This window comes from Streptomyces bambusae (assembly GCF_020532645.1).
In the GTDB taxonomy this organism is placed as follows: domain Bacteria; phylum Actinomycetota; class Actinomycetes; order Streptomycetales; family Streptomycetaceae; genus Streptomyces; species Streptomyces bambusae.
In genome coordinates this window covers 1-15,572 of sequence record NZ_JAJAUZ010000049.1, presented here as the reverse complement: position 1 = coordinate 15,572, position 15,572 = coordinate 1, and the positions used below count along the sequence as shown (strand labels likewise).

Here is a 15,572-nt window from a genome sequence, read left to right as displayed (position 1 = left end):
GTGTCAGCGGCGTTCCGGTTTGGCGCTGCGGGCCATGAGTTCCTTGAGCGCGACGAGCGGCGGCTTCCCGTTGTGGACGATGTCGACCACGGTGTCCGTGATGGGCATGTCGACGCCGTGGCGGCGGGCCAGATCGGCCACCGACTGGCAGGACTTGACGCCCTCGGCGGTCTGCTTGGTGACCGCGATGGTCTCTTCCAGGGTCATCCCGCGGCCGAGGTTGGTGCCGAAGGTGTGGTTCCGGGAGAGCGGCGAGGAGCAGGTGGCGACGAGGTCGCCGAGGCCCGCGAGGCCGGAGAAGGTCAGCGGGTCGGCGCCCATGGCCAGTCCGAGGCGGGTGGTTTCGGCGAGGCCGCGGGTGATGAGCGAGCCCTTGGTGTTGTCGCCGAGGCCCATGCCGTCCGCGATGCCGACGGCGAGGCCGATGACGTTCTTGACGGCGCCGCCCAGCTCGCAGCCGACCACGTCGGTGTTGGTGTACGGGCGGAAGTACGGGGTGTGGCAGGCGGCCTGGAGGCGCTGGGCGACGGTCTCGTCGATGCAGGCCACGACGGAGGCGGCGGGCTGCCGGGCGGCGATCTCGCGGGCCAGGTTGGGGCCGGTGACGACGGCGACGCGCTCGGCGGGGACCTTGGCGACCTCCTCGACGACCTCGCTCATCCGCTTGGCGGTGCCGAGTTCGATGCCCTTCATCAGGGAGACGAGCACGGTGTCGGGCGCGAGCAGCGGGGTCCAGGCGGCGAGGTTGCCGCGCAGGGTCTGGGAGGGCACGGCCAGGACGGTGAAGTCGGCGCCGGCGGCGGCCTCGGCCGGGTCGGTGGTGGCGCGGAGGTTCTCCGGCAGCACCGTGTCCGGGAGGTAGTCCGGGTTGGTGCGGCCGTTGTTGACGGCGTCGGCCAGCTCTTGGCGGCGGCCCCAGAGGGTCACCTCGCAGCCGGCGTCGGCGAGCACCATGCCGAAGGCGGTGCCCCAGGAGCCGGTTCCGAAGACGGCTGCCTTCACGGGACGTGTCACTTCTTGCCCTCCCCCGCGGCCTTGCGCCGCTGTTCGGCCCGCGCCTTGCGGTGGTCGTAGGGCTCGGCGGGGGCGGGCTCCCCGCGCAGCTCCTCCAGGAGGGCCGTGATGGCGGCCATGATGACCTCGGTGGCCTCCTTGAGGACCTCCGGGGTGGCCTCGCGGCCGTAGAACTCGGAGAGGTCGACCGGCGGTCCCGCGAGCACCCGGAGGGTCTTGCGGGGGAACAGGCTGACCTTGTTCTCCTTGGCGTACGGCGGCATGGCGAGGTGGGCGCCCCACTGGGCCACCGGGATGACCGGCGCCTTGGTCATGAGGGCGACCCGGGCGGCCCCGGTCTTGCCGGCCATCGGCCACAGGTCGGGGTCCCTGGTGAGGGTGCCCTCGGGGTAAAAGGCGACGCATTCCCCGCGCTCAATGGCGTCCACGGCGGCCCGGAATGCGTCCAGGGCGTTGGTGGTCTCGCGGTAGACGGGGATCTGGCCGGTGCCGCGCAGGATCGACCCCACGAAAGGCGCCTTGAAGAGGGCCGCCTTCGCGAGCAAACGGGGAACGCGGCCGGTGTTGTACTGGAAGTGCGCGTAGGAGAGCGGGTCCAGATACGAGTTGTGATTGACCGCGGTGATAAATCCGCCCTCGGCCGGAATGTGCTCCATTCCCCGCCAGTCCCGCTTGAAGAGCACTACCAGCGGCGGTTTCGCGATGACCGCCGCCAGGCGGTACCAGAAGCCGATTTTGCGGCGGGACACTCGGACACCTTCCTCTAGGACCGGGGCGGTTCTCGGTCACCCGGCCCGGGCGCAAGTGTGGCCCCCGGTCCGGTCTCTGTCGAGGAACACCGTACGCCCCGGCCGGAAGAACGTACCCCGGGCGGGGCGGCGGGGGGTGACAATGGGGCCCACTCGCACGCCTGAACGCTTACGGGAAGAGGGGGACGTCACGAACGCGCTCTGGACCCTGGTGGTTCCCCTCAAGCCGCTCGCGCTGGCGAAGAGCCGCCTGGCGGCCGCGGTGGGCGAGGCCCGCCCGGCGCTGGCGCTCGCGTTCGCGCTGGACACCGTCGCGGGGGCGCTGGCCTGCCCGGCGGTGCGGAATGTGGTGGTCGTCACGGACGATCCGGCGGCCGGTGCGGCACTGGCGGAGCTGGGTGCGGAGATCGTGCCGGACCTGCCCGCGGCGGGCCTGAACGCGGCCCTGGCGCACGGGGCGCGGGCTGCCCGCCTCGACCGGGCGGGCTCGGCGGTGGCGGCGATGAACGCGGACCTGCCGGCGCTGCGTCCCGGCGAATTGCAACGCGTGCTCGATACCGCGCGGGCATTTCCCCGGGCATTTCTGGCGGATGCGGCAGGAATCGGAACAACCCTGCTTTCCGCTGCTCCGGGAGTGGAATTGGCACCCGCGTTCGGTGGGCGTTCCCGGGCCCGGCATTCGGCCTCGGGGGCGGTGGAAATCGACCTGCCGGGGGTGCCGAGCGTACGCCGGGACGTGGACACGGGGGCGGACCTGCTGGCCGCGGCGGAGCTGGGTCTGGGCGCACACACGGCGGCCTGCCGCGCCGCACCGGCGACCGCGCAGCGCCGATAGGATCCGCGCATGCAGGCGACCGCGTACACGTACGACTCCCAGACCCGCAGCGGCAGTGTGCTGCTGGACGACGGCACCCCGGTGCCCTTCGGCACGGCGGCCTTCGACGCGGGCGGGCTGCGGCTGCTGCGGCCGGGCCAGCGGGTGCGGATCGAGACCGAAGGGGCCCTGCCCGACCTGCGGATCACCCTGGTCACGCTGCAGACGCTCTGAACGTGCCGCGGGCCGGTGTCCCCAGTGGGGGGACACCGGCCCGGCGCGTGACAGGGCGGCCGCCGCTCCTACTTCTTCCGTGCGGTGGCGGTCTTCTTGGCGACGGTCTTGCGCGCCGTGGTCTTCTTGGCGGGGGCCTTCTTCGCGACGGCCTTCTTGGCGGGCGCGGTCTTCTTGGCCGTGGCCGCCTTCTTGGCGGGGGCGGCCTTCTTCGCCGCGGTCTTCGCCGTGGTCGTCTTCTTCGCCGGTGCGGCCTTCTTGGCCGCGGCCGTGGTCTTCTTCGCGGCGGCGGTGGTGGTCTTCTTGGCCGCGGCGGTGGTCTTCTTCGCCGCCGTGGTCTTCACGGCCGTCGCCTTCTTGGCGGTCGTGGCCTTCTTGGCCGCGGCCTTCTTGACCGTCGTACGGCTGCCCGCGGCGGCGGCCATCAGGCTGCCCTTCGGGGCCTTCTTGACGGCGACCTCGTCGCCCTTGGGGAGCTTCTTGGTGCCGCTGACCAGGTCCTTGAAGCCCTGGCCGGCACGGAAGCGCGGAACCGAGGTCTTCTTGACCCGGACGCGCTCACCCGTCTGCGGGTTGCGGGCGTAGCGGGCGGGGCGATCGACCTTCTCGAACGAGCCGAAGCCCGTGACCGAGACCCGGTCGCCCGCGACGACCGCCCTGACCATGGCGTCGAGTACCGCGTCGACAGCGTCCGCGGCCTGCTGACGGCCACCGAGCTTGTCGGCAATCGCTTCTACGAGCTGCGCCTTGTTCACGTCTTCCCCTTCGGAGACATTGCCAGAACGAATGTGTTCAAGCTTTTTCGCACGTTAGGCGGATATATACCGCAAATCAAACACGAAACGGGCTAATCACCCTAGTGCCGCAACGATGTGGACCGTTGCGGAGTTCCTTCGCATCAGTCGCCTTCAGGGAATCGACCCTCGTCGAGGTCCTTCATCAACCTGTCCAGGCGCCTTGCCGCATCGGCGAGATCGTGCTTCGCCGCGGCCGTGACGACCAACAGCTTCCGGGTCAGCGTCATCCTTACGCCCTCCGGGACTTGCAGTGAGCGCACCCTTGCGTGTGCTTCTTTCAGCCGGTCCGCGACGAGCTCGTAGAGCTCGAGTTGACTGTCGCGTTCCATGCACAGATTGTGCCATCTGGGGCGAGTTGTCGCCTCACAGGGCCTCAACATACGACTGTGCCCCCTGCCGGACGGCAGGGGGCACAGTGTTCGCTCAGTGATCGCCGACTGGCGAATAAGCGCTGATCAGACAGGAATCAGGCCTGAATCGTACGCGGCTTGAAGGCCGGCCGGGTGCTTTCGTACTCGGCAATGTCGGCTTCGTTCTGAAGGGTGAGCGAGATGTCGTCCAGCCCCTCCAGGAGTCGCCAGCGCGCGTTGTCGTCGAGTTCGAACTCCGCCTCGATTCCGGCCGCGCGGACCTGGCGGGCGACCAGGTCGACGGTGATCTCGGCCGTGGGGTCGGCCTCGGTGAGCTCCCACAGACGGTCGACGGTCTCCTGCGGCAGGACGACGGTCAGCAGGCCGTTCTTCAGCGAGTTGCCGCGGAAGATGTCGGCGAAGCGGGAGGAGATGACCGTCTTGAAGCCGAAGTTCTGCAGGGCCCAGACGGCGTGCTCGCGGGAGGAGCCGGTGCCGAAGTCCGGGCCGGCGACCAGGACGGTGGCGCCCGCGCGCTCGGGGCGGTTCGTGACGAACTCCGGGTCCTTGCGCCAGGCCTCGAAGAGCCCGTCCTCGAACCCGTCGCGGGTGATCTTCTTCAGCCAGTGGGCCGGGATGATCTGGTCGGTGTCGACGTTGCTGCGGCGCAGCGGTACGGCCCGGCCGGTGTGCGTGGTGAAGGCTTCCATGGCTCTCAGACTCCGGAAGGGGCGGAAACGGCGGCGTCGGTGAGGTCGGCGGGCGAGGCCAGGTGGCCCAGGACCGCGGTGGCCGCGGCGACCTGGGGCGAGACCAGGTGGGTACGGCCGCCCTTGCCCTGCCGGCCCTCGAAGTTGCGGTTGGACGTGGACGCGGAGCGCTCGCCCGGGGCCAGTTGGTCGGGGTTCATGCCCAGGCACATCGAGCAGCCCGCGTGCCGCCATTCGGCGCCGGCCTCCTTGAAGACCTTGTCCAGGCCCTCTTCGACGGCCTGCAGGGCGACCCGGACGGAGCCCGGCACGATCAGCATGCGTACGCCGTCGGCGACTTTGCGGCCCTCGACGATGCCGGCGACCGCGCGCAGGTCCTCGATGCGGCCGTTGGTGCAGGAGCCTACGAAGACGGTGTCGACACGGATGTCCCGCAGCGGCTGGCCCGCGGTCAACCCCATGTACTCCAGGGCCTTTTCGGCGGCCAGGCGCTCCGAAGCGTCCTCGTACGAAGCCGGGTCGGGGACGCTCGCGGACAGCGGCGCGCCCTGGCCCGGGTTGGTGCCCCAGGTGACGAACGGGGACAGCGCGGAGCCGTCGATGACGACCTCGGCGTCGAAGACGGCGTCGTCGTCGGTGCGCAGCGTCTTCCAGTAGGCGACGGCCTCATCCCACTCGGCGCCCCGGGGGGCGTGGTCGCGGCCTTCGAGGTAGTCGAAGGTGGTCTGGTCCGGGGCGATCATGCCCGCCCGGGCGCCGGCCTCGATCGACATGTTGCAGATGGTCATGCGGGCTTCCATCGAGAGCTTCTCGACGGCCTCGCCGCGGTATTCCAGGACGTAGCCCTGGCCGCCGCCGGTGCCGATCTTGGCGATGATCGCCAGGATCAGGTCCTTGGCTGTGACGCCCTCGGCCAGCTCGCCGGTGACCGTGATCGCCATGGTCTTGGGGCGGGCCAGCGGCAGCGTCTGGGTGGCCAGCACGTGCTCGACCTGGCTGGTGCCGATGCCGAAGGCCAGCGCACCGAACGCGCCGTGCGTCGAGGTGTGGGAGTCGCCGCAGACCACGGTCGTACCGGGCTGGGTCAGTCCCAGCTGCGGTCCCACCACGTGGACGACACCCTGCTCGACGTCGCCCAGCGAGTGCAGCCGGACTCCGAACTCGGCACAGTTGCGGCGCAGCGTCTCCAGCTGGTTCCGGGAGACCGGGTCCGCGATCGGCTTGTCGATGTCGAGGGTGGGGGTGTTGTGGTCCTCGGTGGCGATGGTGAGGTCGAGGCGCCGGACCTTGCGGCCGTTCTGGCGCAGTCCCTCGAAGGCCTGCGGGCTGGTCACCTCGTGCAGCAGGTGCAGATCGATGAAGAGGAGGTCGGGCTCGCCTTCCGCGCGCCGGACGACATGGTCGTCCCAGACCTTCTCCGCGAGTGTCCTACCCATCGCCTTCCCTCCGGCCGGCGGCTGCGACTGCCGGCACTTGCTCGAGACCCTGAACCCCGTTGCTCGTGGGTCCGCACATACAGACTGTCGGGTTCTTGGAAAAATTGAACTTGCGTTTCACAGTGTGAGACGTGAATATCGTTGCATGGACAACTCTAGCGGCGTCGGCGTTCTCGACAAGGCAGCTCTGGTTTTGAGCGCACTGGAGTCCGGTCCGGCCACCCTCGCCGGGCTGGTCGCGGCGACAGGGCTTGCACGACCCACGGCCCACAGGCTGGCCGTGGCACTGGAACACCACCGGATGGTGGCGAGGGACATGCAGGGCCGGTTCATCCTCGGACCGCGGCTGGCGGAGCTCGCCGCCGCGGCCGGTGAGGACCGGCTGCTTGCCACGGCCGGGCCGGTGCTCACGCACCTGCGCGACGTGACCGGGGAGAGCGCACAGCTCTACCGCCGGCAGGGCGACATGCGCATCTGCGTGGCGGCCGCCGAGCGGCTGTCCGGTCTCCGGGACACGGTCCCGGTCGGCTCGACCCTGCCGATGAAGGCCGGTTCGGCCGCCCAGATCCTGATGGCCTGGGAGGAGCCCGAGCGGCTCCACCGCGGCCTGCAGGGTGCCCGTTTCACGGCCACGGCCCTGTCCGGCGTACGTCGCCGGGGCTGGGCGCAGTCGATCGGCGAGCGGGAGCCGGGTGTGGCTTCCGTGTCGGCGCCGGTGCGCGGGCCGTCGAACCGGGTGGTGGCCGCCGTCTCGGTATCCGGTCCGATCGAGCGTCTCACCCGCCACCCGGGCCGTATGCACGCCCAGGCGGTCATCGATGCGGCTGCGCGCCTCACCGAGGCCCTCCGCCGCGCCGGCTGACCCGTTCCGATTCTCCCTGCTCCCCCGGTGTCCGGGGGCGCCTGCGACGCCGCACACGTCCGTACAGGCGCCTCCGGGCACCTTTTGCGTGCCGGGGCTTGCGGCGGCGCTCATGTTCCGCTCAGGGGCGGTGGACGGCCGCCGGGCGTCCTGTCGCCGGGACGGCGGGGGACGAGCGCGGGGCAACGGGCCGGAACAGCAAGAAGGCCCCTCGCGTCGAACGCGAGGGGCCTTCTCTGTGCGTACCCCCGACCGGATTCGAACCGGCGCTACCGCCTTGAGAGGGCGGCGTGCTAGGCCGCTACACAACGGGGGCTTGCGAGATACTGCGCTGGGCTACCAGGACTCGAACCTAGAACAAAGGAACCAGAAACCTTCGTGTTGCCAATTACACCATAGCCCAATGAGGTCTAGACCTCAGTACCCCCGACCGGATTCGAACCGGCGCTACCGCCTTGAGAGGGCGGCGTGCTAGGCCGCTACACAACGGGGGCCCTAGCGATCCTGCATCGAGGCGTCCGGGAGCTACCCAGGAGACCTCGCGGGAAGGATCTGTACCCCCGACCGGATTCGAACCGGCGCTACCGCCTTGAGAGGGCGGCGTGCTAGGCCGCTACACAACGGGGGCTAAGCACTGCGTTACTACTGCACTGCGCTGGGGTACCAGGACTCGAACCTAGAATAAGGGAACCAGAAACCCTCGTGTTGCCAATTACACTATACCCCACCGAAAGTCAATCCCTTGTCGGGACTTTCTTTCGAGTGGCGCCTCCGTCCGGCCTTTCGGCCCGCTCCGGCGGCGCAGAAAGAACATTACCGGATGTCTGACCGTGCTCCAAAACGGGTATCCACGGCCAGCAGATCCGGGAGAAAGTCCAGCCCGGTGATGCGGTGCACTCCTTCGGGTGCCGGGCCGCGGCCGCCCTCCCGGTCCAGCCAGAAGGACAGCAGCCCGGCGTCCCGGGCGCCCCGGCCGTCGATTTCGGGCTGGTCGCCGACGTAGGCCACCTCGGCGGGCGGCAGGCCCAGGGCCTTGCAGGCCAGCAGGAAGGCCTCCGGCTCCGGCTTGCTGACGCCCAGCTCGGCGGCGCACACGAGCACCTCGAAGCGGTCCCGCAGGCCCAGGGTGCGCAGCTTGGGGTCCTGGTTGGCGAAGGTGGAGTTCGACAGCACCCCGTGCCGGTGGCTGTCCGCCAGCCGGTCGAGCACCGGCACCACGTCCGGGAACACCGTCCACTCGGCCTTGAAGTACGCGATGTACCGCTCGATCCACGCGTCGGCCCCCGCGTCGTCCATACCCGGATCGCCGAGGAAGTCCCGTACCCGCTCGCGGCGCTGGTCGGCGAAGGAGATGCCGCCGGCGGCGAACCGGGCCCAGTGGGTCTCCGTGACCTCGCGCCAGAGGGCCAGCGCGGCCGCGTCGTCGCCGAACCGGCCGGTCAGCCCCTCGGCGGCGAGGTGCCGGGCCAGGCCGGTGCGGTCGGCTCCCGTGTAGTCGAAGAGGGTGTCGTCGATGTCCCAGAGCACGGCGCGGATCGGCATGTGACCGACGCTACAACGCCGCAGGGGCGGCCGCCGGGCCTCTCGGAAAAGAGGCCGGCGACCGCCCCTGCGGGCGTGACGGACGACTCAGCCGGCCAGCTTGGCCAGCGTCGCGTCGATACGGGCCAGCGAGCGCTCCTTGCCCAGGATCTCCAGGGACTCGAAGAGCGGCAGGCCCACGGTGCGGCCGGTGACGGCGACCCGGACCGGGGCCTGGGCCTTGCCGAGCTTGAGGCCGTGGGCCTCGCCGGCGTCCAGCACGGCCTGCTTGAGCGACTCGGGGTCGTTCCAGTCCGCGGCGTCGAGCTTCTCGCGGGCGGTGGTCAGCAGGGCCGCCGGCTCGCCCTTCATCGCCTTGTCCCACGAGGCCTGGTCCTCGACGGGCTCCTTGAGGAACAGGAAGTCCACGTTGGCGGTGATGTCCGACAGGACGGTGACGCGGGTCTGGGCGTACGGCGCGATGCGGTCCCAGGCCGCGGCGTCGAAGTCCTCCGGCGCCCAGTTGGCGTGCGGGGCCTGCAGCCACGGGGTGCAGGCGTCCGCGAAGGCCTTGGGCTCCATCATGCGGATGTGGTCGCCGTTGATCGACTCGCACTTCTTGAGGTCGAAGCGGGCCGGGTTGGCATTCACGTCCGTGATGTCGAACTTCGCGACCATCTCGTCGAGCGTGAAGATGTCCTGGTCCTTGGAGAACGACCAGCCCAGCAGCGAGAGGTAGTTCACCAGGCCCTGGGGCAGGAAGCCGCGCTCGCGGTACAGGTTGAGCGAGGCCTGCGGGTCGCGCTTGGAGAGCTTCTTGTTGCCCTCGCCCATCACGTACGGCAGGTGGCCGAACTGCGGGATGTCCTTGGCGACGCCCAGCTCGATCAGCGCCTTGTACAGCGCGATCTGGCGCGGGGTGGAGGACAGCAGGTCCTCGCCGCGCAGCACGTGCGTGATCTCCATCAGCGCGTCGTCGACCGGGTTGACCAGGGTGTACAGCGGGGCGCCGTTGGCCCGGAGGATGCCGTAGTCCGGCACGTTCTCCGGGGTGAAGGTGAGCTCGCCGCGGACCAGGTCCTGGAAGGTGATCGGCTCGTCGGGCATCCGGAAGCGCACGATCGAGGTGCGGCCCTCGGCCTCGTACGCGGCCTTCTGCTCCTCGGTCACCACGCGGCAGGTGCCGTCGTAGCCGGAGGGGCGGCCCTCGCGGCGGGCGAGCTCGCGGCGCTCGTCGAGCTCCTCGGCCGTGCAGTAGCAGTGGTAGGCGTAGCCGCCGTCGAGGAGCTTCTTCGCGACGTCCGCGTAGATGTCCATGCGCTGGGACTGGCGGTACGGGGCGTGCGGGCCGCCGACCTCGTCCGGGCCCTCGTCCCAGGTGAAGCCGAGCCAGCGCAGCGAGTCGAGGAGCTGCTCGTACGACTCCTCGGAGTCGCGGGCCGCGTCGGTGTCCTCGATGCGGAAGACGAACGTGCCGCCGTGGTGCCGGGCGAAGGCCCAGTTGAAGAGGGCGGTGCGGACCAGACCCACGTGGGGGTTGCCGGTCGGCGAGGGACAGAACCGTACGCGTACGGGAGATGCGCTAGCCACGCTTGATCACCTTGTTGGTGAGAGTGCCGATGCCTTCGATGGTGACGGCGACCTCGTCGCCGACGTTGAGGGGGCCGACCCCTGCCGGGGTGCCCGTGAGGATGACGTCTCCGGGGAGGAGGGTCATGGCCTCGGTGATGTGCACGACGAGGTCCTCGATGGAGCGGACCATCTCGCTGGTCCGGCCCAGCTGGCGCTGCTGCCCGTTGACGGTGCACTGGATCGCGAGGTCCGAGGGGTCGAGCTCGGTCTCGATCCAGGGGCCGAGGGGGCAGGAGCTGTCGAAGCCCTTGGCCCGGGCCCACTGCTTCTCGCGCTGCTGGACGTCGCGGGCGGTGACGTCGTTGGCGCAGGTGTAGCCGAGGATGACGTCCTTGACCCGGTCGCGGGGGACCTCGCGGCACATGCGGCCGATGACCACGGCCAGCTCGGCCTCGTGGTGCAGCTCCTGCGAGAAGGAGGGGTAGACGACCGGGTCGCCGGAGCCGACCACGGAGGTGGAGGGCTTGAAGAAGGTGATGGGGGTCTCGGGGACCTCGTTGCCGAGCTCCGCCGCGTGCTCCGCGTAGTTGCGGCCGATGGCCACGACCTTGTTGGGGAGCACGGGCGGCAGCAGGCGCACCTTGCTGAGGGCGACCTTCGTGCCGGAGAGCTCGAAGTCCGCGAAGGGGATGCCCTTGATGATGTCGAGGACGAGCTCGTCGGGGTTCGACCCCTCTACGGCGCCGAAGGCGACGTTGCCGTCGATCGAGAACCTGGCGATGCGCACGTGTTGCGTCTGCCCCTCTTGTTGCGCTGGCTGGAGTCTGCGGATCCAGGCTAACGCGGCGGGCGGTGCGGCATCGCGTTGCGTCGCGGGGCTGCTACTCCGCGGCGGCGGTGACCGGGGCGGTCATCAGGACGGTGCGGCGCGGGTTGGCGGTCTGCGTCGGCAGCTGGACGGCGTGCTCCGGGGCCGCGGCGCCCTGCAGCTCCTCGGCGTCCTTCAGGTGCGCGAGGGTGGTGCGGCGCGGGTTGGCTATGTTGCGGAACATCATCGTCGTCTTCATCGCTGTCTCGGAACCCTGTCGGTGACGGGCACCCCACGGGCGCCGGTTGTCGGTTGTGCCATGCCTGTAAACAGTCAGGCTAAACATCGGGATCCCCGCGGATGTGGGGAAGTACCGGCTCCGGGCGTGTGAGTTTGCTCACCAGCGACCGGGCATTAGGCCCATAACGGACACTCAATTCGGGGCGACGAAACGGACATTGCGCCACTGAATGAGCCATTCCGCTCCTGATCATGAGGACTGGGACACCCCGGCCGCGTAAGCGATTGATAAGAAATAGTCCGTTTTCTCCAAGAACACCTTCCACACCCCGTAGCGCCACCGTCACGTGCGGTCATGGATCAAGGGGTGCGCTACTCGCACCTTGTTGGAGATCCGGCACTGTGCTGGAATTCCGGAGACCGCCGCGGGATTCAGCCGGCGCGCACCGGGCGCAACGCAGCGCCGAGCGGCGGTAATGAAAGGGGAGAAGCGCCGGTCACCGACGACCACAATGGGGCTCGTTAGTGCCCCACGACTCGACACCGTCCCATCCGCTCGCGGGGGACGCCTGGTCCAGAGGTTGCGACGCTAGTGCAGGGACGTTTCAAGAAGGATGGGTCGCCCCAGGCCCGCCAGGGCCGAGGGGAAGCTGCGGCGGAGCAGGAGCCGCGCGGCGCCAACGACCGTGGCTCCGCGCCCCAGCACGCCCAGAACCAGGGGCCGGCAGCGGGCGGTGTCAGTGCCGGTGCGGCTCCCGAGGCAGGTGCCCAGGCGAAGGCCCGCGGCAAGTCCAAGGGCAAGGCCAAGGCCCGGAACAAGAGCCTGAAGGACCAGCCCCAGACGCCGCAGGACCAGGCGATACCCGCCGCCGCGGCCCCCCAGGGGTCCGGCTCCCGGCTCGCCCTCCAGAACTGGCGCATCAGCACGCGACTCGTGTCGCTGCTCGCCCTCCCGGTCGTCGCCGCCACCTCGCTCGGCGGTCTCCGCATCAACGAGTCGATGACCGACATGCAGCAGCTGGAGCACATGCAGCTGCTGACCACGATGACCAAGCAGGCGACCGCGCTGGCGTCCGCGCTCCAGGAGGAGCGCGACAAGTCCGCGGGCCCGCTGAAGAACAGCAAGGGCAAGACCAACTCCCTCGTCGACGGCATCCGCAAGAACACCACGGACGCCGCCGAGGCCTTCCTCGACGCCACGCAGACGGTCGACGACCAGGAGCGCAACGACGAGACGCTGGAGTCCATCCGCGCGAACGTCCTCCAGATCAGCCAGCAGCTGATGACGATCGAGGACATCCGCAAGCAGGCGTACGTGAACGGCGCCCAGCAGACGGTCTCCGAGTACAACCAGCTGATCCAGTCGCTGCTCAGCCTCTCCCAGGACATGGCGCAGGCCACCTCCAGCCCGGAGATGATCAAGCGCACGCGCGCCCTGGCCGCGTTCTCCTCCGCCAAGGAGTACGCCTCCATGCAGCGCGCCGTCATCGCGGCCGCGCTCCCCGACTCGAACACCGAGACCGGCTCCCTCACCGAGAACGACCGGCTCTACGCGCTGGCCGCCCTCAAGAGCGAGGGCCAGGCCCGCAAGACGTTCGACCTCGTGTACCAGGGCAAGGCCGAGGACCTCACCGAGAGCCTCAACGACGGCCACGCGGAGATCTCCAGCGCCGAGCACTACGCCCGCCGCATCCTCGGCACCCAGGGCCAGTTCGCCAAGGAGCGCCCCCGCTCCTGGATGGACTGGTACGACCAGGCCGACGTCAAGATCGCGGCGATGAAGCGCGTCGAGCTCTCGCTCCTCGACGACATGGAGCAGGAAGCCCGCAACCTCAAGAACGAGGCGCAGCGCGACGCCATCATCAACGGTGCGCTGATCCTCCTCGTCCTCGGTGTCTCGCTCGTCGGCGCCTTCGTGGTGGCCCGCTCCATGATCCGCTCGCTGAAGCGGCTGCAGGACACCGCGACCCGGGTCGCCCAGGACCGTCTGCCGGAGCTCGTCAAGCAGCTCTCCGAGTCCGACCCGCAGGACGTGGACACGTCCGTGGAGTCCGTCGGTGTGCACTCGCGCGACGAGATCGGCCAGGTGGCCGCGGCCTTCGACGACGTGCACCGCGAGGCGGTCCGCCTCGCCGCCGAGCAGGCCCTCCTCCGGGGCAACGTCAACGCGATGTTCACCAACCTCTCGCGGCGTTCCCAGGGCCTCATCCAGCGCCAGCTCTCGCTCATCTCCGAGCTGGAGTCCCGCGAGGCCGACCCGGACCAGCTGTCCTCGCTCTTCAAGCTCGACCACCTCGCGACCCGCATGCGCCGTAACGGCGAAAACCTCCTCGTCCTCGCGGGCGAGGAGCCGGGCCGCCGCTGGACCCGCCCGGTCCCGCTGGTCGACGTGCTCCGTGCCGCCGCCTCCGAGGTGGAGCAGTACGAGCGCATCGAGCTGGCGTCGGTGCCCGGTACCGACGTGGCCGGCCGCGTCGTCAACGACCTCGTGCACCTCCTCGCCGAGCTGCTGGAGAACGCGACGTCGTTCTCCTCCCCGCAGACCAAGGTCAAGGTGACCGGTCACGCCCTGCCGGACGGCCGGGTGCTGGTCGAGATCCACGACACCGGCATCGGCCTCTCCCCCGAGGACCTCGCCGCGATCAACGAGCGGCTCGCGTCGCCGCCGACCGTGGACGTCTCCGTCTCCCGGCGCATGGGCCTGTTCGTGGTCGGCCGCCTGTCCCTGCGACACGGCATCCGCATCCAGCTGCGCCCGTCCGACTCGGGCGGTACGACGGCGCTCGTCATGCTCCCCGTCGACGTGGCCCAGGGCGGCCGCAAGCCGGGTGCGCCCGGTGCGCCGGGTGCCGGCCCGCAGCAGGGCCAGGGCCCCGCTCAGGGCCAGGGCCAGGGCCAGGGCCAGGGCGCCGCGGGCGGCCGGCCGAACCCCGGCGGGGCGCCGCAGGGCGGCCCCCAGGGCGGCCGGCTCGCCGGCGGCCAGCAGCGCGGTCAGCTCGCCGGTGCCGGCCAGGGCGGCCGTCCGCAGGGTCCGGGCCAGGGCGGTCAGCGTCCGCAGGGCCCGAACGCCTTCGGTGCGGGTGCCCCGATGGCCCCCGGCCGCGGCGGCCCGTCCGGTCCGCAGGGCGGCGGTCTGCTCCAGGGCGGGCCGCAGCCCTCCCCGAGCCGTCCGGCCGCACCGCAGCCCGCCTCCGCGGGCTTCCCGCAGAACAACACGTTCGAGCGTCCGCAGCAGCCGGCCCAGGCCTCGGCCCAGCCGGGTGCGACGGCGGCTCCGGCCGGACCGCGCCGCGCGGACGGCTCGGCCCGTCCGCAGCTGCCGCCGCGCGGCGGTGCCCGCGGCGAGCTGCCGGGCGCCGCCGGGCAGAACGCCGGCTGGGGTGCGGACCAGGCCCGGGCCGGTCAGGACGCCCCGCGCGGCCACGACGACCGCCAGGGCCCCGGCTCCACCGCCGAGTTCGCCCGTCCGGACTTCAACGCGCCGCTGCCGCAGGGCAGCACGACCGGCCAGTTCGCCCGCCCGGACCTCCCGGGGGCGGTGGACCCGTCGCAGACCGGCCAGTTCGCGCGTCCCGAGGTGCCGGGTGCCGTGGACCCGTCCCAGACGGGCCAGTTCGCCCGCCCGGAGGGGCTGCCGGCGAACTCGGCCACCGGTCAGTTCGCCCGTCCGCAGGTCCCCGCGGCCCAGGACCCGGCGTCCACCTCGCAGTTCGAGCGTCCCGACTTCCAGGCGCCGCGTCCCGGCGGTCCCGGGGTCGGCGGGTTCGCGCCGCAGGGCGGCCCGGCGGCCCAGCCGTTCCCGCCGCAGCAGTCGACCGGCCAGTTCCCGGCCGTGCCGGCGCCGCGCACGGACGCTCCGCAGCTGCCGCAGGCCCACCAGCCGGAGGCGCTGCCGCCGGCCGGCGGTCCGGGCGACGCGCGTACGCCGCTCTTCGACACGCTGGAGTCGAACTGGTACCGCGCGGATGCCGGGCAGCCGCCCGCCGCCGCGGGTCCGGCCGTACCGCCGCCGGCGCAGTTCGCGCCGCAGCAGCAGCCGGCCCGGCAGTTCGAGCAGCCGGCCCCGGCGCCGCAGGCTCCGGCCCAGCAGCCGGCGCCGCAGCGCGGCGGCCCGGACGCGCTGACCGCCACGGGCGCCACGCCGACCGTCACCTGGCGCAGCTCCCCCAACGACGAGCTGATGAAGCAGGCCGAGCGGGTGCGCCAGCCCGCCGCCGGCGGTGTCACCACCTCGGGTCTGCCGCGCCGGGTGCCGCGTGCGAACCTGGTGGCGGGCACGGCCCAGCAGCAGTCCGACGTGCAGTCCGGTCCGCAGGTCTCCCGCGCACCCGACGACGTCCGCGGCCGTCTCACCAACCTCCGCCGGGGTATCCAGCAGGGTCGCCAGGCGGGCAACAACGGTCCGGCCACCGGCAGTTACCGCACCACCGGCCCCACTCACCAGCAGGAGCGTTAGTTGAGTTCC

At 70.9% G+C, this 15,572-nt stretch carries 14 protein-coding genes and 5 tRNA genes; 4 read left to right on the top strand and 15 right to left on the bottom strand.

The features are described 5' to 3' along the window. Nucleotides 1–3: 3 nt before the first annotated feature. On the bottom strand, nucleotides 4–1,014 hold the full coding sequence (locus LG634_RS27585) for an NAD(P)H-dependent glycerol-3-phosphate dehydrogenase (RefSeq protein ID WP_226737456.1): 1,011 nt from the start codon (nucleotides 1,012–1,014) through the stop codon (nucleotides 4–6). Next, nucleotides 1,011–1,763, bottom strand: coding sequence for a lysophospholipid acyltransferase family protein (locus LG634_RS27580; protein ID WP_226737454.1), 753 nt, complete (start codon nucleotides 1,761–1,763; stop codon nucleotides 1,011–1,013). The genes LG634_RS27585 and LG634_RS27580 overlap by 4 nt, the downstream gene beginning before the upstream one ends. A gap of 142 nt (nucleotides 1,764–1,905) precedes the next feature. Between LG634_RS27580 and cofC the strand changes: the two genes are divergently transcribed. Both cofC and LG634_RS27570 read left to right on the top strand, forming a co-directional pair. After that, a complete protein-coding gene (cofC, locus tag LG634_RS27575) occupies nucleotides 1,906–2,598 on the top strand; it encodes a 2-phospho-L-lactate guanylyltransferase (protein WP_226737452.1) in 693 nt (230 codons plus the stop codon). Between the two features lie 9 nt (nucleotides 2,599–2,607). After that, nucleotides 2,608–2,811 (top strand): hypothetical protein, encoded by a 204-nt coding sequence (locus LG634_RS27570; protein ID WP_226737451.1) that lies wholly within the window; start codon nucleotides 2,608–2,610, stop codon nucleotides 2,809–2,811. Between the two features lie 68 nt (nucleotides 2,812–2,879). Here LG634_RS27570 and LG634_RS27565 read toward each other — a convergent pair whose 3' ends face one another. The 4 genes from LG634_RS27565 to leuC form a co-directional block, all read right to left on the bottom strand. Further along, complete coding sequence (locus LG634_RS27565; RefSeq protein ID WP_226737449.1) at nucleotides 2,880–3,566, bottom strand: HU family DNA-binding protein; 687 nt, start codon at nucleotides 3,564–3,566, stop codon at nucleotides 2,880–2,882. 143 nt (nucleotides 3,567–3,709) lie between these two features. Next, entirely contained in the window at nucleotides 3,710–3,937 is a 228-nt protein-coding gene (locus tag LG634_RS27560; protein ID WP_226737447.1) for an SCO5555 family protein, read from the bottom strand. A gap of 137 nt (nucleotides 3,938–4,074) precedes the next feature. After that, entirely contained in the window at nucleotides 4,075–4,668 is a 594-nt protein-coding gene (leuD, locus tag LG634_RS27555; protein ID WP_226737445.1) for a 3-isopropylmalate dehydratase small subunit, read from the bottom strand. A gap of 5 nt (nucleotides 4,669–4,673) precedes the next feature. After that, entirely contained in the window at nucleotides 4,674–6,104 is a 1,431-nt protein-coding gene (gene leuC / locus LG634_RS27550) for a 3-isopropylmalate dehydratase large subunit (RefSeq protein ID WP_226737443.1), read from the bottom strand. A gap of 145 nt (nucleotides 6,105–6,249) precedes the next feature. Between leuC and ndgR the strand changes: the two genes are divergently transcribed. Further along, nucleotides 6,250–6,966, top strand: coding sequence for an IclR family transcriptional regulator NdgR (gene ndgR / locus LG634_RS27545; RefSeq protein WP_114054338.1), 717 nt, complete (start codon nucleotides 6,250–6,252; stop codon nucleotides 6,964–6,966). A 243-nt stretch (nucleotides 6,967–7,209) separates the two neighbouring features. Here the strand turns inward: ndgR and LG634_RS27540 are convergent. The 9 genes from LG634_RS27540 to LG634_RS27500 all read right to left on the bottom strand — a co-directional run bounded on the left by LG634_RS27540 (nucleotide 7,210) and on the right by LG634_RS27500 (nucleotide 11,126). Beyond that, nucleotides 7,210–7,282: transfer RNA gene (locus LG634_RS27540), tRNA-Glu, on the bottom strand. 15 nt (nucleotides 7,283–7,297) lie between these two features. Then, nucleotides 7,298–7,369 (bottom strand) — tRNA-Gln (locus tag LG634_RS27535). A gap of 18 nt (nucleotides 7,370–7,387) precedes the next feature. Next, nucleotides 7,388–7,460 (bottom strand) — tRNA-Glu (locus LG634_RS27530). Between the two features lie 61 nt (nucleotides 7,461–7,521). Further along, a tRNA-Glu gene (locus LG634_RS27525) sits at nucleotides 7,522–7,594 on the bottom strand. A 27-nt stretch (nucleotides 7,595–7,621) separates the two neighbouring features. Beyond that, nucleotides 7,622–7,693, bottom strand: a tRNA-Gln gene (locus tag LG634_RS27520). Between the two features lie 86 nt (nucleotides 7,694–7,779). Then, a complete protein-coding gene (locus LG634_RS27515) occupies nucleotides 7,780–8,508 on the bottom strand; it encodes an HAD family hydrolase (protein WP_226737441.1) in 729 nt (242 codons plus the stop codon). A gap of 87 nt (nucleotides 8,509–8,595) precedes the next feature. Beyond that, on the bottom strand, nucleotides 8,596–10,077 hold the full coding sequence (gene gltX / locus LG634_RS27510) for a glutamate--tRNA ligase (RefSeq protein WP_226737439.1): 1,482 nt from the start codon (nucleotides 10,075–10,077) through the stop codon (nucleotides 8,596–8,598). Further along, nucleotides 10,070–10,846 (bottom strand): fumarylacetoacetate hydrolase family protein, encoded by a 777-nt coding sequence (locus LG634_RS27505; protein WP_226737437.1) that lies wholly within the window; start codon nucleotides 10,844–10,846, stop codon nucleotides 10,070–10,072. Before LG634_RS27505 ends, gltX begins: the two co-directional genes overlap by 8 nt. Nucleotides 10,847–10,940: 94 nt before the next feature. Further along, entirely contained in the window at nucleotides 10,941–11,126 is a 186-nt protein-coding gene (locus LG634_RS27500; RefSeq protein WP_226737436.1) for a hypothetical protein, read from the bottom strand. A 573-nt stretch (nucleotides 11,127–11,699) separates the two neighbouring features. On the opposite strand from LG634_RS27500, the gene LG634_RS27495 reads away from it, so the two are divergent. After that, nucleotides 11,700–15,563 (top strand): sensor histidine kinase, encoded by a 3,864-nt coding sequence (locus tag LG634_RS27495; protein ID WP_226737434.1) that lies wholly within the window; start codon nucleotides 11,700–11,702, stop codon nucleotides 15,561–15,563. Nucleotides 15,564–15,572 lie beyond the last annotated feature (9 nt).